This is a genomic window from Gimesia panareensis (assembly GCF_007748155.1).
Classification (GTDB): domain Bacteria; phylum Planctomycetota; class Planctomycetia; order Planctomycetales; family Planctomycetaceae; genus Gimesia; species Gimesia panareensis.
In genome coordinates this window covers 1675691-1695229 of the sequence record NZ_CP037421.1, presented here as the reverse complement: position 1 = coordinate 1695229, position 19539 = coordinate 1675691, and the positions used below count along the sequence as shown (strand labels likewise).

The 19539-nt window shown below is 54.4% G+C and carries 18 protein-coding genes; 6 read left to right on the top strand and 12 right to left on the bottom strand.

Features of this window, described 5'->3' with window-relative positions; all coding sequences use genetic code 11:
* Positions 1-54 precede the first annotated feature (54 nt).
* Both Enr10x_RS06450 and Enr10x_RS06445 read right to left on the bottom strand, forming a co-directional pair.
* On the bottom strand, positions 55-396 hold the full coding sequence (locus tag Enr10x_RS06450; protein ID WP_145105169.1) for a hypothetical protein: 342 nt from the start codon (positions 394-396) through the stop codon (positions 55-57).
* A 314-nt stretch (positions 397-710) separates the two neighbouring features.
* Positions 711-2054: an alpha/beta fold hydrolase gene (locus tag Enr10x_RS06445; RefSeq protein WP_232093250.1), complete on the bottom strand. Its 1344-nt coding sequence runs from the start codon at positions 2052-2054 to the stop codon at positions 711-713.
* Positions 2055-2070: 16 nt separating this feature from the next.
* Here Enr10x_RS06445 and Enr10x_RS06440 point away from each other — a divergent pair, with 16 nt between their 5' ends.
* On the top strand, positions 2071-2403 hold the full coding sequence (locus Enr10x_RS06440) for a hypothetical protein (protein WP_145448481.1): 333 nt from the start codon (positions 2071-2073) through the stop codon (positions 2401-2403).
* Positions 2404-2447: 44 nt separating this feature from the next.
* Here Enr10x_RS06440 and Enr10x_RS06435 read toward each other — a convergent pair whose 3' ends face one another.
* Together Enr10x_RS06435 and Enr10x_RS06430 are read right to left on the bottom strand one after the other, a co-directional pair.
* Complete coding sequence (locus tag Enr10x_RS06435; protein WP_145105163.1) at positions 2448-2777, bottom strand: hypothetical protein; 330 nt, start codon at positions 2775-2777, stop codon at positions 2448-2450.
* Positions 2778-3293: 516 nt separating this feature from the next.
* On the bottom strand, positions 3294-5327 hold the full coding sequence (locus Enr10x_RS06430) for a sigma 54-interacting transcriptional regulator (RefSeq protein ID WP_145448480.1): 2034 nt from the start codon (positions 5325-5327) through the stop codon (positions 3294-3296).
* Between the two features lie 232 nt (positions 5328-5559).
* On the opposite strand from Enr10x_RS06430, the gene Enr10x_RS06425 reads away from it, so the two are divergent.
* Positions 5560-6822, top strand: a complete 1263-nt coding sequence (locus Enr10x_RS06425) for an outer membrane protein assembly factor BamB family protein (protein WP_145448479.1) — start codon at positions 5560-5562, stop codon at positions 6820-6822.
* A 218-nt stretch (positions 6823-7040) separates the two neighbouring features.
* Complete coding sequence (locus tag Enr10x_RS06420) at positions 7041-7490, top strand: hypothetical protein (protein WP_145448478.1); 450 nt, start codon at positions 7041-7043, stop codon at positions 7488-7490.
* 1 nt (position 7491) lies between these two features.
* On the opposite strand, the gene Enr10x_RS06415 is transcribed toward Enr10x_RS06420, so the two are convergent.
* The 8 genes from Enr10x_RS06415 to Enr10x_RS06380 form a co-directional block, all read right to left on the bottom strand.
* Entirely contained in the window at positions 7492-7860 is a 369-nt protein-coding gene (locus tag Enr10x_RS06415) for a hypothetical protein (RefSeq protein WP_145448477.1), read from the bottom strand.
* Positions 7861-8136: 276 nt separating this feature from the next.
* A complete protein-coding gene (gene rplT / locus Enr10x_RS06410) occupies positions 8137-8493 on the bottom strand; it encodes a 50S ribosomal protein L20 (protein ID WP_145105150.1) in 357 nt (118 codons plus the stop codon).
* A gap of 80 nt (positions 8494-8573) precedes the next feature.
* Positions 8574-8774, bottom strand: a complete 201-nt coding sequence (gene rpmI / locus Enr10x_RS06405; RefSeq protein ID WP_145105147.1) for a 50S ribosomal protein L35 — start codon at positions 8772-8774, stop codon at positions 8574-8576.
* Positions 8775-9117: 343 nt separating this feature from the next.
* Positions 9118-10167, bottom strand: a complete 1050-nt coding sequence (gene fliM, locus Enr10x_RS06400) for a flagellar motor switch protein FliM (protein ID WP_145105144.1) — start codon at positions 10165-10167, stop codon at positions 9118-9120.
* Between the two features lie 75 nt (positions 10168-10242).
* The gene (locus tag Enr10x_RS06395; protein ID WP_197997498.1) at positions 10243-11508 is read right to left on the bottom strand and encodes a glutamate-5-semialdehyde dehydrogenase; all 1266 of its coding nucleotides are present in this window, start codon (positions 11506-11508) and stop codon (positions 10243-10245) included.
* Positions 11509-11796: 288 nt separating this feature from the next.
* A complete protein-coding gene (locus tag Enr10x_RS06390; protein ID WP_145448475.1) occupies positions 11797-12321 on the bottom strand; it encodes a Crp/Fnr family transcriptional regulator in 525 nt (174 codons plus the stop codon).
* 87 nt (positions 12322-12408) lie between these two features.
* Complete coding sequence (locus tag Enr10x_RS06385) at positions 12409-13638, bottom strand: Glu/Leu/Phe/Val family dehydrogenase (protein WP_145448474.1); 1230 nt, start codon at positions 13636-13638, stop codon at positions 12409-12411.
* A gap of 324 nt (positions 13639-13962) precedes the next feature.
* The gene (locus tag Enr10x_RS06380; RefSeq protein WP_145105132.1) at positions 13963-15180 is read right to left on the bottom strand and encodes a hypothetical protein; all 1218 of its coding nucleotides are present in this window, start codon (positions 15178-15180) and stop codon (positions 13963-13965) included.
* A 266-nt stretch (positions 15181-15446) separates the two neighbouring features.
* Between Enr10x_RS06380 and Enr10x_RS06375 the strand changes: the two genes are divergently transcribed.
* From Enr10x_RS06375 to dxs, 3 genes are read left to right on the top strand one after another with little or no spacing between them, the layout of a single operon-like run.
* The gene (locus tag Enr10x_RS06375) at positions 15447-16652 is read left to right on the top strand and encodes a M20/M25/M40 family metallo-hydrolase (protein ID WP_145448473.1); all 1206 of its coding nucleotides are present in this window, start codon (positions 15447-15449) and stop codon (positions 16650-16652) included.
* Between the two features lie 34 nt (positions 16653-16686).
* Positions 16687-17580, top strand: a complete 894-nt coding sequence (locus tag Enr10x_RS06370; protein ID WP_145448472.1) for a polyprenyl synthetase family protein — start codon at positions 16687-16689, stop codon at positions 17578-17580.
* Positions 17580-19493: a 1-deoxy-D-xylulose-5-phosphate synthase gene (dxs, locus tag Enr10x_RS06365; protein ID WP_145448471.1), complete on the top strand. Its 1914-nt coding sequence runs from the start codon at positions 17580-17582 to the stop codon at positions 19491-19493. The genes Enr10x_RS06370 and dxs overlap by 1 nt, the downstream gene beginning before the upstream one ends.
* Positions 19494-19539 lie beyond the last annotated feature (46 nt).

Below are 19539 nucleotides of genomic sequence, written 5' to 3'. Positions count from 1 at the left end.
TCATTGGGTCAGACTACCTGAGGGGTCCAGTCAGGCAGCGTCAGAAACCCGGGCTTATTTTGCTTGAACCAACACCCGGTTCATCAGGGGAACCGAAGGAGCGAAGGTCTGTACGATGGTGGTCACCAGTTGCTTCAGATAGTAGCTGGAGCTGACACCGTAAACGGTAATTCCTGAATGATCACAGCGGACTTTAATATTTCGAACCTGCTGGTGCGTGCCGGAAACAATCTCTGTTTCCAGTTCTGCTGGCTCCGGACAGGAGTCCCATTTGCTGAACGCCGGTGCTGAAACTTCCTGTTCAACTACAGGGTTCAGGCTCTTTCGGAGACCGTCCAGAATACTTGTTTCTTCTGCAAAGGCACGACGGGGCTTTTGTAAAATCTGCAAAGACATTGCCATTATCCAACTAAAATAAATGAGGGTCGGCTGGGATTCATACTGTTTTTCTACAATGGCGAATCATGTGCCGAAACTGGAACAGTCTTTAAAAAAACTGCTCAACCGGAACGCCCCTGTAATATAAAAAAGCCATATCCAAAGCAACGGTCTATACTTAGTTAAATCAACTTTGAACCCAATCTTAACCCGCTCCACATAGACACTGGTACTTTGGTTAAGATCGGATGTGCAATCTTTGTATGCGTCTGCTGAAAAAGTAGGCCCAGGACTGAGGCAGGCAGATCCGATCGCCTCCCCAAACCGCTTGCTCACAATGACCTGAGGGACGCCACCCATGCTGCAATATCCCGCATGACTTTCTCAGACACATGCCCCGGGACGAGATACTCCCCAGGCTGGCTCTTGCCTTCCCCCGCGATAAACAGATGGTTCAGTCCCGGATAGGAGATCAGTTTGACATCCTTCCGCTCCGAGAGAGCCGCTTTCCAGAGCTCAAAATCAGCCATCGTGACCTGGTAATCCCGCTCTCCCTGCAGGATCAGCAGGGGCTGAGAGAGCGTTCTGGCTGCTTCGGCAGGCTGATAACCGCGCAAATCCAGCCAGTATTTCGCAGGGACTCCCAGAGGTAGTGCTGACGCTGGCTCCGTCTCGCTCAACTCGGAAGAGCGAACCCGCTCCACCTGTTTCTTCAGTTCCGCGAGCTGCTGCTCCTCCTCACTGCTCACCGTCCCATCCAGTCGCACCAGGTAGTTCGTCTGGTCGAGGATCAGCTCCTCCAGCGGTCTGACCGATCCTGCCAGGCTGATCAGTCCGGCGATCTGATCGCTTCCGCGGGCGATCCTCGGGAGCAGGTACCCTCCCAGACTGTGACCGAGTACCACAATCCGCTTCGCATCGATCCGAGGATGCCGGGCGCTCACTTTCACGGCTGCGATCACATCCTCCACCGTCTCTTCCCTGACGGTGATTCTGCTCGCAAGAAAGGCCATCTTCAGACGATGATGGCGAGTTCGCTTTTCGTAACGCAGGACGGCAATTCCGCGTGTGGCGAGCCCTTGCGCCAGATCCCGGAACGGCTTGTTCGGGCCGACCGTCTCATCCCGGTCCTGAGGGCCGGAACCGTGAACCAGGATGACCAGGGGGAAAGGCCCTTTCCCCACCGGCAGTGAGAGTGTGCCGGGCAATGCCCAGAGCCCCTCGCCAATCGTCAGTTGTTCTTCGGTGAATTTACCAGGGTCTACATAGGCGGGACGTTTGTACTCACCCTCGGGCTTGAAAAACAGGCCGCTGATCTGGTTGTTCCTGGAAAAAACGACCCGCGCAGTCAAATCGGTTTTCTGAAACTGACAGCGCACCAGCACGATCTCGTAAGGTTTACGGGTTTCGAGCCGAGTGCTTTTGATTTTCTGAAACGGGCCATACTGCCCAATCATCCCGGACCAGACCGTCTGCAGCTGTCTGGCAGGAAGTGCCCGAGCCATGACAGCGTCAAAATTCCTGACGGCTTCCTCAGCTTCACCATGTTCGAGATGCCCGATCAGTTCCCGGGCACGCTGCAGGCGTTCATCGGCCTGCTCTTCTGCCATGACGGGCAGTGCCAGCAGGAGACAGAAGCACCCAAAGCAGCAGGATTGTTTGAATGAGAGCAACATCGGCAACACCCGTTCAATGAAATACCCCATCAAAGGAAAACGTCCTGCCAGTCTGAATTGTCTCAGGCTGGCAGGTCGCGGTCAAATCAGAGAACGGCAAGGCCGTTATTCCAGATCAAAGTTTCGTGTATTTTCAGAAAGGCTTTACCGATACATCAGCGGCACTGCAACAGTAAAACCAATTACAGAACCGCTACGAGAGAAAATGTGCTCGATTGCCAGCCACGGCACCGCACGGCCCGGCTTCCAGGCAGAACAGCAGCTGGTCTGTCTAAAAGAAATCGAGGGGACTTTTTTCGGCCGAAGCCCTCTCCAGGCGCAAGGAAAGGGCCTTCAGACAATTGTCTGAAGGCCCTTTTCTATGAAAACATAACGATCTGCAGATCGATGAAATTAGGCAAGCAGCCCCTGCAGCAGGTTTTCCCCTGGACCGTGATCATAGCAATCACTGTTATTCCAGAGTGGCAGGCCAGCAGCATAGCGAGCGGCCAGCATCAGAACCTTCTGCTCTGAGCCAGGTTTGGCTTGAGTAGCTTCGTCTGGGTTGATGCCCATTTGACGGTACTCTTCTTCACCAAACAGAGCATCGAAGTTAGGCTCGTAGCCATCTTCCGAAAACTCATCCTGGTATTCACCATCTTCGAAGCTGACCAGTGACTGATCATCTTCAAGTTCGTATGAAAGATTATCTACGTCATTTGAACCCATCAAAAATGCCGACATTCTCTTCTTCTTTCTCCAACAACAATTAATAAGCCCAAGTTCTCAGCCCATACCATATGAGCAGACGAACCCTCTACGTGGAACAAAAAAATCAGTCATCTCTACCAAACCGAGTAATTCAATCGCTCGTAGCGTACGCTTCCATTGCGTTATTTGGGAGATTGAAAGCAACACCCTCCAAGGGTGTGGGAAGTTTTTATCAGGCGGGAAACTCTTCTAAATTTTAGTCGTGAAAAAACATCCCGAAGTTCTTTGGTTGCAGCTAGGCGCCGCAAGAGAGGACACCTAATTGGTATCCCCTGTTTACAGGACAATTCTTGAGTTTTTGTGCTAAAATGTCAACAAGATTTTTGACATTTTTGCAAACTACTCTGAAATCGAATCGCCTGCAGCCCCCGCCTCTCCAGAGATGGCAATTCCTGCCGAATCATAGCTGGTTTTTGACGATTTTTTTTTGATACATCAAAAGCCATGCGTGTTTGCTTCAGCCCCCCGTGAGAGCCCCTCACAGGCCGCTCAGGGACGGCTGATCCCATACCGCTTCAGCTTCCGATCCAGCGTCGAGCGCTCGATACCGAGGATCTGAGCGGAACGGGACTTATTCCAGTTGGTGTTATTCAATACCGAGAGAATATGTTCCTGCTCCACTTCTTCCAGAGAGATCTCACGAAACCCTTTGTGCACCGCGGGCAGCACACACTGCGGATCGCTCTCCATCCCCACGGCAGAGAGTTGAATGTCGTCCGCATCCACCACATCACCTGTACAAAGGATAAAGGCCCGCTCAATCGTATTCTGCAATTCCCGCACGTTGCCCGGCCAGTGATACGACTCCAGCAGGTCTTCCGCCTGGTCGGTGAACCCGCGTATCGGTCGTCCTGTCTTCGTCACAAACCGGTTCAGGAAGTAATTGGCCAGCAGCAGAATATCATCCGCCCGCACGCGCAGCGGATCGACACTGACCTCCACCACATGCAGCCGGAAATATAAATCCTGGCGAAACGTCCCTTTGGCGACCGCTTTCTCCATATCCCGGTTTGTCGCAGCCACAACGCGCACGTCGACGTCGATCGAGGCACTCCCTCCGACCCGCTCGAAGGAATGGCCTTCCAGCACGCGGAGAAACTTCGCCTGCACCGCCAGAGACATCTCCCCGACTTCATCCAGGAACAGCGTCCCCCGGTGCGCCTGTTCGAATTTACCCGGCTTCTGGCTGGTCGCCCCGGTGAAAGCCCCCTTCTCGTGGCCAAACAGCTCGCTCTCCAGCAGCCCCTCACTCAGAGCCGCACAGTTCATGCAGACAAAAGGCTGCTTCTTCCGCTGGCTGTTGAAATGGATGGCCCGCGCCACCAGTTCTTTCCCGACGCCACTCTCCCCACGGATCAGCACACTCGCATCGGTAGGCGCGATACGCAGAATCTGCTCCTTCAACGCCACCATGCTCGGGCTCTGCCCCACCAGTTCACTCTCCAGCTCCAGTTGTTCACGCAGCGCCTGGTTTTCCCCCTCCATCCGCGCCAGACCATCGGACAGCTGCAGCTTTTCGCTCAGATTCTGCAGGGACACCGCCAGCTGATCCGCCAGTGCCAGAGTGAATTCCAGATCATCGGAGTCGAGGGGATTATCGGGGTTGGTGGAATACAGATGAATCAGTCCCGCCACCCCGTGCTTGTTTCTCAAGGGGGCACAGATCACACTCTGCGCGTGAATCTTCCCCAGGCTGTCCCGCGTCGAAAGCTTGCTGTCATCGGCAACATTATGCGCCAGAATCGCGTCGCCTTCATCGAACACCACCTTGGAGAGGTAATCCGAAGGTTTACGATAAGGCAGCTCATCCACCGACTGAAAGGCAATCACCTTCAGATTCTCAGGCTGACGCGGCATACGCTTGCTGGGGTCCAGGTACAGAATCGCTCCGATGTCAGCGCTGGTCCCCTCAAACAGACCATTCAGCACGATCTGTGACAGCTCCTGCTCAGTCTGCGCATTCCCCATCTCCAGGGCCAGGCGATACAGACGTCCCAGCTCCCGGCTGGCACGGTCCCGATCGATCTGAGAAGCGGGCGGAGGCGTGTGAAAGCGGGTATGGCTCTTCCGCTGAACGATTTCCGGGACATTCAGTTCTTCCCAGCTCGACTGCTGCCCGACCCCCAGTGTGGCGCTTTCGAGCTCGGCACTCGAACCGTCTGAGGTCGGTCGCGCAGAAAAGCGCGAGACATCGAAGGTGAAGATTGCCTCACTGTCGCCGATTTCAATCACATCCCCTTCCTGCAGCTCATGATCCTGCGAAATCGCGACTCCCTGCACCAACGTACCGTTACGGCTCCCCAGGTCGCGAATGTACCAGGCACCATCGCTGTAAAAGATCTCGCAATGGTTGCGGCTGCAGACCTCATCATCCAGCACGATCCGGTTGGTCGGTGCGCGACCGATGGTCGTCACCTGACGATCCACGAGCCGATAGACCTTGCCCCGCTCGTCCACTTCCTGCACGATCAGATAAGCCACCGTGGAGGCGGTCTTTGAGTTTTGTTTTTCAGAATTATGCATAGATGATTACGCAGGAAAGGGAACACAGACCCGCGGGCCGTGAACCTGAAGCCTCTAGAAAGAACAGACAGGCATGCGTTTCGCAAACATTGCCGAAACCCGTACGCCTTGTTTACTTACGATAGCCCTATCAAATATTATATTCAATTAACTTGCACCAGAACATAAAATTCGTCAAGCTAATCCTGTGAAATCTCAATAACGTCCTGCCTGTAATGATAGAGAATCTCCCATGAAACCATTACTGCCCTCCCGTGCGTTCTCTCCTGCCCTGAAGCTCACAGCAGCCCTCGCCTTCTGCCTGCTGCTCACCACCGCCCAGGCGGAAAACTGGCCCCGCTTCCGCGGCATCGACGGATCCGGCATCTCCAGCGAAAAAGGATTCCCGCAGAGCTGGACCGAAAAAGACTACGCCTGGCACAAAGAACTTCCCGGACTGGGACACTCCTCCCCATCCATCTGGGGGGACAACCTGTTTGTCACTTCCGCACTGGGGGAGGGCGAAACACGCTACCTCTACTGCCTCGATCCCAAAACCGGGGCTGAGAAATGGAAAGCGGAAACCAAACTCAAAAAGAGCCACAAGCACCGCAAAGGAAGCTGGGCCTCCAGCACCCCCGCCACCGACGGCGAACATGTTTACGTGGAATTTGCCGACGAAGAAACCTACCTGCTGATCTGCTATGATTTGAAAGGCAACAAGATCTGGGAACGCAACCTCGGTTCATTCACCAGTCAGCATGGGCACGGCAGCTCGCCCATGATCTACAAAAACCTGGTCATCGCCACCAACGATCAGCAGGGGCCCAGCTCTGTCACCGCCTTTAACAAACTCACCGGCGAGACCGTCTGGAAAGCAGACCGCGCCGTTCGCAGAACTTCTTATGCCACACCGATTATCATCGATCACCCCAACACCGGGCCGCAGCTGATCTGTGTCAGCGGTGCCACCGGCATCAGCAGCCTCGATCCGGAAACCGGTAAAGTCAACTGGACCACCGGCGAATTCCCGATGCGAACCGTCTCCTCTCCCGTCTACGGGGAAGGGCTGATCTTCGCCACCTGTGGCGGAGGGGGCCGCGGCAAGCTGCTCTATGGCGTCGATCCCACCGGATCTGGCAACATCAAAGAGACTCACATCAAATACGAACGTTCCACCAAGCTGCCTTACGTGCCGACTCCTGTCGTTTACGAGGGGCACCTGTACCTCTGGGGCGATTCCGGCGTTGTCAGCTGTGTCGATCTGACCACTCAGAATAACGTCTGGACCGAGCGTATCGACGGTGGCTACAGCAGCTCACCGGTCTGCATCAACGGCGTCCTGTACTGTATGACTGAAAATGGTGACGTCGCGATGATCGATGCCTCACCCAAGTTCAAATCGTACGAAAAAATCAGCCTCGGCGATCCGAGCCACGCCACGGTTGTTGTCGCCAACGGACAAATGTTCTTCCGGACTTTTAAACACCTCTACTGCCTGAATGCTAAAAAGTAATTCCCGGCAGAGGGATTTACTCGCTGTTTTGAAAAAAACTGATTCATATCCCTGAGAGGTTTTGCTATACTTTGTTATAGATTGACGGTACAACGCGCTTCCGGGTTCCTCAGGAAGCGCGTTCCCATTCCCCATGACAGACTGCCTCCAGACGAGATTACGGGCCATCTCAATTCTGTCAGCAACACGAAATGATATTTTGAAATAAAGGACCGACCATGCCCGCTTGGCCCGGCGGCCCCTGCCCACGCTGTGGGGAGGACATGCCTGCGAACCTCGTACACTGCCAGACCTGTCGTGAGCTGCTGAATGATGACCTCGAGCACGACACCGTCGAGATCCCCGCTTTTCACCCGCTCAAGGAACTGGCCGTCCGCATTGACGCCTTTCCGATCGGCTTCTTCTTCCAGTGCCCCGACTGTCGCCGGGAACTTCGCGTGCATAAAAAGTACCTGGGCAAACAGGTCAGCTGCAATTTCTGCCAGTCATCCCTTCAGCTCCCGCCCGAAACCAGCAAGACAGTCTCACAGGGCTTCTACACCCAATGCCCCCACTGTAAGGAAGAACTGCGGATCGCCACCAAATATCTGGGATCGGTCGCCGCCTGCAAGCACTGCCAGGGACACATTCAGCTTCTGGAAAAGCCCGCGGATCCGGTCGACAGCTAAGCTACTCTGCTGCCTGCTTCGTCTCAGCCGCTTCTGCTGCACTCTGCCAGCTCACATCAGCCTGCGCGGGGCGGGTCTTATACAATTCTCCCTGCTCATTAAACAGCAGCGCGACATTCATGTGCCAGCGATTCCCGTTTTCCCGCTCCCACAGATCGCAGTAATAAATCGAAGGACTGGAAGCGAATTCCCCACTGATGCCGGCCTCAGTCAACTTTCGCACGGCTTCTTCTTTAGGAGTCCCCAGCGGAACAATCGCCAGGATTTCTTTCGACTGCTCTTCAAACACCAGCGGTGCCGGCACGACCTGTCGTAAACCCGTACAGCCGACAGCGATCCAGATAGCCAACAGCCCCAGAGCGCAGCTCATCAGGAAAGATGCTGAACGAAGCGGCTTGCCTTTGAATCGCTTCGGGTGAGTCATACCTGTCCTGCCTCCATGCCGGAAAAATGCTGAAATCGGACCTGCCTTGTTCCGCTCCAGGCCCATTACAGGGGCATACTGTATCAGATCTCGAAATTCCTGCGTATGGCAATTTCAGCTGTCGTCCGGCCCTGGAAACAGACACAGTGCAAACAAAAACAGCCGGACCTGTTATGAAACAGATCCGGCTGTGAATCTCAATGTATCAGTACGTCAGACAGCTTAAGCTGCCAGAGCGGCCTGGGCTGCTTTCACAATCTCATCAAATACCTGAGGCTGAGAAATGGCCAGCTCGCTGAGTGACTTCCGGTTCAGCGTAATACCCGCTTTTGACAGACCATTGATGAACTGGGAGTAGTTCGTACCCCGTTCACGGCAGGCAGCGGTAATACGTGTGATCCACAGTGCGCGGAATTCACGTTTACGAACGCGACGGTCCCGGTAGGCATAAGCACGAGACCGCACGATGGTTTCTTTAACGGTACGCAACAACTTACTGCGGCCGCCATAATTACCACGCGCTTCTTTAAACAGTCTTTTCTTGGCTCGACGGCGAGCTGCACCTTTGGTAACTCTCATTATTACTTTCCAACTGAATTTGAAATCTGGATTCTGTCAGGATTGATCCCCGCCATCGCTGGTCCGGGGAGCACGGCCGATTAAGAGCCGGGACGCAGGGCTTCCACGATGTGCTTGGCTTCTGCACCGGTCACGACGCCATCACCACGCAGACGAATCTTCCGCTTGGGGCTCTTCTTACTCAGAATGTGACCACGAAATGCTTTGCGGTGCTTCGCTTTTCCTGAAGCGGTAATCTTGAAACGCTTCTTCAATCCTTTATGAGTCTTTTGCTTGGGCATCTTTTTTTCAATCTTCGTAAACGACTTCAGAGACAGCCTGAGCCTCTGGTACAACAGAGATTCAAATCGTAAATCCTGAATGACACTATCTATTAAATTCTTTGCTGGACCAGACTTAAATCCAGTCAACAGCCAGAAATACTGTTCGTAAAAACAGAATCTGCAACGGTAGCGCTGTAGATTGATCGGGCAGTATAATCTGCCTCCCGCTCTGTTTTCCACCGAAACGGAAGTAAAAACCAGATTCCCACCGAGAAAAAAATGGAATTCCCGAAAACTCGTGCGTTCTCCCCGACCGGCACTACTATACACCCGAACCCACCCGGGGGAGCCACCACCAGAATCAAGCCTGTGCTGCTTCTGACTGCTTCACGCGTTGCTCGATAATATCTTTCGGAACCGCCAGCATTTTTTCAATGCTGATCGCCTTATGGCCTTTGTAAACTCCGGGATAAGCGGTAAAGACAGGCGCCCCTTCGATCTCAACCGTCAGGCTCTGGGCACTCCCTTTATTGCACATGATCACATCGCCCACCGCCAGGTTCATCACCTCACCCGCGGTCAGCTTGCTGTGATCCAGCTCGACTTTCATCTCAATCTTGGATTTGGAAACACTCGCTTCCAGATTCAGCTGCTGTCGTATGTCAGGCGACTTTTTCTTATAAGCGGACCAGGTATCCGAGGTCAGCTTATTCGACAGTGGCTCAATCGTATTGAAGGGAATACACAGGTTGATAATCCCCCGTGTTTCCCCCATGGTCACTTCGAAGGAGATCAACACGATTACTTCGTTCGGCGGCACGATCTGAACCAGTTGGGGGTTGCTCTCCACCTGCGAAACCCGCAGCCTCCAGTCACACAGGTTGCTCCAGGCCGATTCAATACCTTCGATGGCCAGCCCCGTGATACGTGAAACGAGGCGAATTTCAATTTCGGTGAGTGCCCGATTGGGATACGCTCCATGCGAATGCCCATCTCCCCCCAGCAGGCGGTCGATAATCGGAAAAATGATCGAAGGGCTGATATCCAGGATAATGTGCCCGTCGAGCGTCTCGGACTCGAGCAGGTTGAAACAGGTCGGGTTTTCCAGACTGAATACAAATTCGGAGTAGGTCAACTGGTCCACACTGATCAGCTTGACTTCGATAATCGACCGCAGCATCCCGCTGAGTGCCGCTCCGAATTCCCGACTGAAGCTTTCGTGCAGCGCACGGAACGCCCGCATCTGTTCCTTACTGACACGTTCCGGGCGTTTGAAATCGTAGATACTGATCTGGGAATTGAAGTCAGTATTCCGTGTCGCCGGTCGCCCCCCGCCCCCGGAAGAACTGGCGGCAGGATCCAGCGCCGATAACAGTGATTCTACTTCATTTTGACTGAGTACGTCCGCCATCCCTGGCCTCCCTCTAATTCACATCCCACCCGGTAACAAAGCGCCCCGGCTGAGTCGCAAAATCAACAATCCCCTCTATTCTCTGATCTGCCCTGCTCCATGGGCCACGTATTTATAACTCGTCAATTCATTCAGCCCGCAGGGGCCCCGTGCATGAAATTTGTCTGTGCTGATGCCGATTTCCGCCCCGAGGCCGAACTCGCCACCATCGTTGAAACGCGTGCTGGCATTCACAATCACAGCCGCCGAATCCACTTCAGTTGTGAACTTTTCTGCCGCTGCCAGTTCGGTGGTAATAATCGATTCGGTATGCCCCGAACCATACTGGTGAATGTGCCGGATCGCTTCGTCCATATCCTCCACGACTTTGACCGAGAGGATCTTCGCACCATATTCAGTGCCGTAATCTTCTTCCGTAGCTGCCTTCCCAGTCCCAACCAGTTCCAGCGATCGGGGACAGCACCGCAACTCGACGCCCTCGTCCAGCAGCGCTTGCGCGACTTCCGGCAGCAGCGTCTCAGCCACCTCAGCGTGCACCAGCAGACACTCTGCTGCATTACACACACCGGGACGCTGACATTTACTGTTGACCGTGATGCGTTTTGCCAGCTCCGGATCCGCCGACTTGTCGAGGTAAACGTGACAGATGCCGTCGAAATGCTTGATCACAGGCATCGAGGCATCGCGGGCCACACGTTCAATCAGCCCCTTGCCGCCCCGGGGAATCGTAACATCAATAAATTCGCTCAGCTTGAGGAAATGTCCGACCGCTTCACGATCAGTGGTCTCCACCAGCTGCACCGCCTGCTCAGGCAGCCCCACATCACGGAGCCCTTCCTGCAGCAGTTGATAGAACGCCATGTTGCTGTGAAAGGCCTCTTTTCCGCCTCGTAAAATGACGGCATTGCCACTTTTCACACACAGCGCCGCCGCGTCAATCGTCACGTTCGGACGGGATTCATAGATGAAAAACACCACGCCCAGAGGCACCCGCACCCGGGTAACCAGTAGACCGTTGGGCCGCATGTTACTGTCAATCACTTCGCCGATCGGGTTCGGCAGCGCCATGATCTCTTCCAGCGCTGTCACGATTCCCTCCAACCGCGCTTCGGTCAGCCGCAGCCGGTCAATCGAAGCTTCCGTCAATCCGTATTCGGGAGCCTGTTGGATATCGCGTTCATTTGCTGCCAGTAAATCAGGAGTCCGTTCCCGAATCAGTTCCGTCATCCGGCGGAGCCAGGCATTTTTCTGGTTCCCATTCGCAGAAACCAGTTTGCGCGACGCATCGCGGGCCTGCTGAGCCAGTTGTTCGGTGTATTGCGCCAGGTCTAATTCGGTCATACTACTCATAACATCAATAGATCTAAGCAGGAATTTACCGGCTCCTGCCACCGGGTTTGTTCAAAACAGGTGAGTTGCTTCATCAGTACAGACACTTGGTTTACCCGGTCGGTGCGCTCCTGTATCGCCCACCTCAGTCCAAATGACCGGGTTCCGCATACCGAAGTATCAAGTATCAGCCGAAATGTGTCAACGCGGGATCACTTTTCCTGACGGCAACGATGTCAATTTATGCAATCTGGAGCCTGTACAGGCCGATTTCCAGTCGCGGCCAGGAATCGTTCACGTTCAGAACTGCCAGTCAGAATATAGCTTGGAACGGAATTCGTGCCATTCTGCATTTTTATTCCGGGAACCGCAGCTCTCGACCATTTCCGCCGACCATTGATCCATCGTCCGCAGTCGGTCTGACATGATCCGCACGGTATTGTACACGACTTTATGCGCCCCGCTGACGCCCTGCTTCAGCAACTGATCGAAGTTCTGCCAGGGAATCCGTACGATGGACACATTGGAAATCGCCACCACACTTGCCGAATGAGGTGCCGGCTTGAAAAAAGACATTTCACCAAAAATCGAAAGTGGCCCCAGCTGAGTCAGTGTCTGTTCGTCTCCGTTTGATAACTGCTTACGTACTTCACAGTTACCGCTCTGAATAATCCAGAGATACCGGGTCGAATTTCCTTCATCCAGAATCCGGGCTCCTGCCGGAAAATCCTCTGTTTCAGCGTGAGAGAGCAATTCGTCCATTTCATCCGGCGAAACCGATTGAAACAGGACACAATCATTGATCAGCTGCTCTGTGGAAACCATATATATCACCTCATTTAGCGCCTGGTGTAAAACTTCTATTGTCTATCAATCACAGTCTGAAATCGTCTGTAAACCATGATGTGACAATCAGATACCTCCCATAACAGTCGCTCGGCCTACTCGACCGATGCCCAGTATGTAAGCGGCGATGCGCAGAGATACCTTCTTGTCCTTGGCGATCTTCCAGACAAGTTCAAAGCTGTCATTCATAATACGATCTAACTCGGAGCGAACACGGGATTTTTCCCAGCTAAAATGCTGGCGGTTCTGCACCCATTCGAAGTAACTGACAGTCACTCCACCCGCATTCGCCAGAATATCCGGGACCACCACGATCTCATTCTTCGCAAAAATCTCGTCGGCGTCCGGATCAGTCGGGTTGTTGGCGGCCTCAACAATGCATTTCGCACGAATCTCTTTGGCATTCTCTTTCGTCAACACGCCCCCCAAAGCAGCCGGGATCAAGACCGTCACATTCGAGGTCAGCAGATCCTCATTCGAGATGGCTTCCGTCTCCGGAAAACCTTTAACCGCCTTGGTATCCTTACAGTATTCAATCAGTTTCGGGATGTTGATCCCATCACCACAGTAAATCCCGCCGCTGGCATCGGAAACCGCAACGATCTTCGCCCCGAATTCATCCAGAAAGTGAGCCGTGTAACTTCCCACATTACCGAATCCCTGGATCGCCACCGTCACACCTGACAGATCGATTTTCAGATGATTCAGAGTCTGCCGGGTGATCATCGCCACACCGCGACCGGTGGCCTCTTCCCGCCCATCGGCACCGTGCAGTTCAAGCGGCTTGCCCGTCACACAGGCGGGATTGAACCCACAATACTTTTCATACTGATTCATGATCCAGGCCATCACCTGCGCGTTGGTCCCCATATCGGGAGCCGGAATATCTTTCAGCGGTCCGATCACATCGTAGATCTTGTCGATGAACTTACGGGTCACCCGTTCCAGTTCTCCCTGGGAGAGCTTTGACACATCAACCGAGATGCCCCCCTTCGCGCCTCCGTAGGGAATATTGACCAGCGCGGTCTTCCAGGTCATCAGCGATGCCAGTGCCAGCACTTCATCGGCATCCACCTCTGGGTGAAATCGCAGCCCCCCTTTCATCGGTCCGCGGGAACAGTCGTGCTGGACCCGGTAGCCGATGTAAGTCGCAATTTCTCCGTTGTCACGCTCAATCGGAACTTCCACTTTGACTTCGCGTTCCGGTGTACGCAGCAGTTCCTGCATATTGCGCGACAGCCCCACCTGGCGGGAGGCCTGGTCAAAGTAACGGCATGCAGTCTCGTATGAACTCATGAATCTCTTTCCTCAGTCGATTTCAAATCCGGCCCTGCAGTAACGGAGATCACATCCCTGTAGATCAAAATCCCCTGCTGCTGCAACCGGTCAATTTTTATCCCACCTCATGCCATATGAAGATTTCTTCACATAAGTAAAAGATAGGTCGTATTTTTGCCTAAACCCTTTGAAAAACAAAGAATTTGCCATCCTCTCCCCGGATCAGGTTACCCCCTTCAGCCGGGATCTGTGCCTCTGTACCAGAAAAGCCCTGACCGTCCCTGATGGGACACGAATTCTCATTATTGTTGCTACAGCCCTGATAATCAGTAACGGACAACCTCAGCGTAAAGGCACACCCGCCTGCTGAGGTGACTGCTCTGATGGTGAGGGAACCGGATCAGACCAGATCCCGGGAATCTCCTTCAAAATATAAAGCGCCAGCTCACGGGCATACAATGCATGCCCTTCGCGCGAAAACTGGGGAACGCTTTCCAGAAAATATCGATCCGGATTCTGAATGCTCTGAAACACCGGCGATGTATCACAATAAGGTACGTTCAACTGCTTCGTGTAAGTCTCCAGCAGTTCAAACGGGAACCGGCTCCCGTACTTCACTCCTTCGCGTACTCCCAGGGCGGCCCGTGCGTTCTTGCCGCTCATGGCAGTTTCGGAAACCTGCCACGGTTTAGGGTATGTCGCCAGGATAAAACGTGAATAAGTCCCCTGGGAAACCTGCTGAATGTTCTGGATCGGCTCCAGTGTCTGCCGCACATAGACGGACCAGTCGGGGGGATGATCTTCCAGCCACAAAAATTTACCTTGAGGCGTGTCAATATCCCGATCCAGCCCCGCGGGCTGATTCTGGACCCAGTAATCTCCCAGCCACCGTAACAGAAACCGGTAGACCAGGAAATGGCTTTCCAGTTTCTCAGGGGCACTGATCTCTTCAAACAGGGGATGCATCGAGCAGAGCGGCACCCCGGTATCACTGATCTGGGTGAAGCGTCTCAAGGCATGGTCATTAGCCACATCAGACATGTCAAAGTGAAACAGAATCAGATCCGGTTGCAGCCCCATCAGCGAATGCCTCAGATGCAGATACGACATCAGCGGACTGGCATCGGGAACCCCCGCATTGACCACTTCCACTTTTAACTGCGTCTGTTTCTGCAGCAGGTGTTCCAGTCGCACACAGAAGGTATCCGCGTCTTCCATTTCCGGCGCCAGAACCGTTTCGCCCCCCAGACAGAGGATCCGATACACGCCCGCCGGTTTCGGAATCGCATACTCTTTCCCTCTCAGCCCCATACTGTTGATCGAGAACTGGATCATCTCTTCCGTATCCGGGTGCTTACGGGAGACCTTCTGCAGTGGTCGGATGCGGTGGTAACTCACATCGGAGGGAATCAGAAAACCGTCGGAGTCATAACTGCTCACCGTCTCCTGCTGACGGTATTCCTCAATACGTAACGCGACCTCGCTCCCGACCGCTAACAGGACGAGAGTAATCAGTGCCAGCGTTAAGTGCTTGAGCCAGCGCAGGCGAGAGCGAATCATTTTCAATAGTCAGGAAACCGATGCTAAGATTCTGTGCGGGACGTCCGTGCCCCGCCACGGAATTTCGGCGGATAAACAGGCGGGATTCTAAGATTCCTCGGTAATTACAGCAATATGAGTCTGAAAGCCCCCGCCCAAACGTGAAAACCACTTGACCGTCGCATTGAAAAAACCGGGGCGAAAGCGTAACTTGCATCATTCGCCAGTTCGTCTCAGCGCCTGCTGAACGATCGATCGTATCCCTCTCGATTTGGATCAGAGCCCCCATGAGCCGCCTCAAAAACAAGACACTTAAAGTGAATGATAAAAAGGCATTACAGCTTGTCACCGATCTGATGGCCATCCCCGGAAAAAGTGGGGAAGAAGGTCAGATCGCCGCTGAAATTCAGCGTCGGCTCCTCGCAGCCGGTCTCCCGGAAAAGCAGATCGCCTTCGACAAAGCACATAAGAAAAGCAGTATTGGCGGCGAATGCGGGAACATGATTGTCAAACTCCCCGGCACGGTGAAAGGGCCGCGCCGGCTGCTGATGGCCCATATGGACACAGTTCCCCTCTGTGTCGGAGCCGAACCGGTCAAAAAGGGCAAACTCATCCATTCCAAAAGTCCGCTTACCGCCCTGGGCGCGGATGACCGGGGTGGTTGCAGCGTGATTCTGAACGCCCTGCTCACGATCCTCGAACAGGATCTGCCCCACCCGCCGCTCACCTTCGTCTGGATGGTACAGGAAGAAATCGGCCTGGTCGGCGTGCGCCATCTGGCGACCAGCAAGCTGGGCAAACCAGCCATGTGCTTCAACTGGGACGGCAAACTCTCCGACATGGTCTGCATCGGTGCCACCGGAGATTCTGGGATGCTGATTCATATCAGTGGAGTTGCCAGCCACGCCGGCGCCCACCCGGAACTCGGCGTCAGCGCTGCCGTCATCGCCGGCAAAGCCATCGACGATCTCGCCAGCAACGGCTGGCACGGTCTGGTTGTCAAAGGCAAAGATGCCGGCTCCAGCAACATCGGCGTCCTCTCCGGCGGCGCTGCCACCAACGTCGTGATGCCTGAACTGACCATCAAGGCAGAAGCCCGCAGCCATAATCCCCGCTTTCGGGAACGCATCCTCAATGAATTCAAAAAGGCCTTCGAAAAAGCAGCCCGCACCGTAAAAAACAGTGCCGGCAAGCGAGGCAAAGTTTCTTTTGAGTCCTATCTGAAATATGATTCCTTCCGGCTGTCACAAGACGAACCCGCCGTCCAGACCGCCAGCCAGGCCATCCAGAAACTGGGAGGAACGCCCGAACTGACCATCGGCAACGGCGGGCTGGACGCCAACTGGATGACCGCTCACGGCTTCCCCACCGTCACACTGGGCTGCGGTCAACAGGATATTCACACCACCAGCGAAACTCTGATGATTGATGAATATCTCAAAGCCTGTCAGATCGGCCTGACTCTGGCAACAGCCACCGAATCAGATGCTTAACAACACAGCAACAACGGACAAAGATCGGAATGGAATGAGTCACCCCTCGTCCTTTAAAGAAATGTGGAGCACCCTGCAGGATCTGGTCAACCAGCGTCTCACAGCAGCCCTCGATCCCTCGACAGACTGCCCGCCGATTCTCAAAGAGGCAATGTCTTACAGCCTCTCCGCGGGGGGAAAGCGGCTCCGCCCGATCCTGGTTCTGCTCAGCAGCGAAGCCTGTGGCGGAATTCTGGAATCAGCGCTCCCTGCCGCCTGCGCCATTGAAATGGTGCACACCTATTCCCTAATCCATGACGACCTGCCCGCCATGGATGACGATGCCCTCCGCCGCGGCATGCCCACCAGCCACATCAAATTTGGTGAAGCCAATGCGATTCTCGCCGGAGATGCCTTGCTCACCAGAGCATTTGAATTACTGGCAAAAGAAATTGAAGTAAAGTCTATCGCAGCTGAATGTTGTGTCGATCTCGCTAATGCCGCTGGCGCCGTCGGTATGGTGGGAGGCCAGGTTGCTGACCTCGAATCCGAACATCTGACAGAAGCCACTCTTGAGCAACTGGAAGCCATCCACCGCCGCAAAACAGGTCGTTTGATCTGCAGCGCCCTGACAATGGGTGCACGTATTGGGGGGTCAAATCCTGACATGCTGCGAAATCTGGAAAAATACGGCATTTGCATAGGGTTGGCATTTCAGATAACGGATGACCTGCTTGATTTAACCGGCGATGAAGAAAAAATGGGAAAAGGCGTGCGAAAAGACGCTGAACACGGTAAATTAACCTACCCCTCGCTGATTGGCGTTGAAGAAAGTCGCCAACGCGCACAAAATTTAATTGAAGAAGCGTGCCTCTCGATCGCCCCACTTGGGAGCCACGGCCAACGATTGGAAGAACTGGCCCACTTTATATTAGAACGAGATCACTGATGAAAATCGAAATTCTTCCCCGGATCGAGTCCCCAGTGGATTTGAGAACGCTCTCCGGGACTGAACTCGAAACACTGGCAGACGAAATACGTGAGGTTTTGTGTACCGTTGTGGAAGATCGGTCGGCCCACTTTGCCAGTAACCTGGGAGTCGTCGAACTCTGTATTGCCCTGCACCTCGCTTACGATTTCCGTAAGGACCGTCTCATCTGGGACACCGGGCACCAGATCTACCCCCACAAACTGATCACCGGTCGCTATGCTGAGATCTCCACCATCCGCCGCAAGGGAGGCCTGATGGGCTACCCGAACCCGGAGGAGAGTGAATACGACCTTTTCATGACCGGGCATGCAGGCGCCAGCGTCTCGACCGTCATGGGGCTCAAAGCAGGCGACGATCTGGCCGGCGAAACCGATCGCAAATCCGTCGCGGTGATTGGCGATGGGGCGCTCCCCTCTGGTGTGGTCTTCGAAGCGATGAACAACGCCGCCGGCCTGAACCAGGACGTACTGGTTATCCTCAACGACAACAAAATGGGAATCTGCCCCCGTGTCGGCGGACTTGCCAAATACCTCGATAAAGCGCGCGTGGCCCCCTTCTATAACGGCCTGAAACGCGATGTCTCCTGGCTGCTCAATAAGCTCCCGGTCGTTGGCGAATCAATGGAAAGCACGCTGGGCAGCTTCAAAGAAGCGGTCAAAGGCTTCCTGCATGGCGGTATGCTGTTTGAAGAAATGGGCTTCCGCTATATCGGTCCTGTCGACGGCCACGATATTGAATCGCTGTCGGGCTACCTGCAGATGATCAAGAACATCAAAGGCCCCGTCCTGCTGCATGTGCTCACCGAAAAAGGACACGGTTTCGAGCCGGCGACCAACGATCCGGTCTCATTCCACGCCCCGGCCCCCTTCCAGCGGAACGAAGAAAACGAGATCGTTCCCATCGAAAAGCCGGGAGCGGTCAAATCCAAAGCCTATACCGACGTGGTCAGTAATTCGATCTTCCAGGCGATGACGGACGACGAGCGCGTCGTGGTCCTCACCGCGGCCATGTGTGCGGGCAATAAACTGGGCAAAATCCGCGATGGCTTCCCCGATCGCTTCTTCGATACCGGTATCTGTGAAGCCCACGCTGTCGCTTTCGCAGGCGGCATGGCAAAAGCCGGCCTGCGACCGATCGTCGACATCTACAGCACCTTCCTGCAGCGGAGCTTCGACCATATTTTCCAGGAAGTCGCCCTGCAGAACCTGCCTGTCACCTTCTGTCTGGACCGGGCCGGGATCGCCGGCGAAGACGGACCGACCCACCACGGCGCCTTCGACAACACCTACCTCCGCTGCTTCCCCAATATCGTGATGATGTCGCCCGGGGATGCCCAGGACGTAGAGAAAATGCTGGAATTCTCCCTCAAATACGAGGGACCGACGGCCATTCGCTATCCCAAAGCAGCCGCCGATGCGGTCGAACGTCAGGTCGCTCCTGTGGAACTGGGCAAATCGGAAGTCTATGTCTGGGGCAAAGATGGCATGCTGGTCGCCTTCGGTTCCCTGTTCACCGACTGTGTGCAGGCGGCAGAACAGTTGCGGGAAGAAGGGCTCGACGTCGGCGTGATCAACGCCCGCTTCGCCAAACCCCTCGACACCGAGGTCATCCACCAGGCCCTGCAGGAATCGGGGTTTGTGATTACCGTTGAAGAAGGTACACTCTGTGGCGGTTTTGGATCCGCTGTGCTGGAATCGGCCAACGAGGCCGGCCTCAACACGCAACATCTCAGACGACTGGGAATTCCCGATCGCTTTATCGAACATGGTATTCGTAAGGAATTACTGGCTGACCTGGGACTGGATGTGGCTGGGATCACCGCCGCAGCCCGTGAAATGGCACAGCAGTCCAGATTACTCATCAACGAATAACGTCGGCTTTCCTTCTCCAATCAGTACGGACGCTTGATTTACGGAG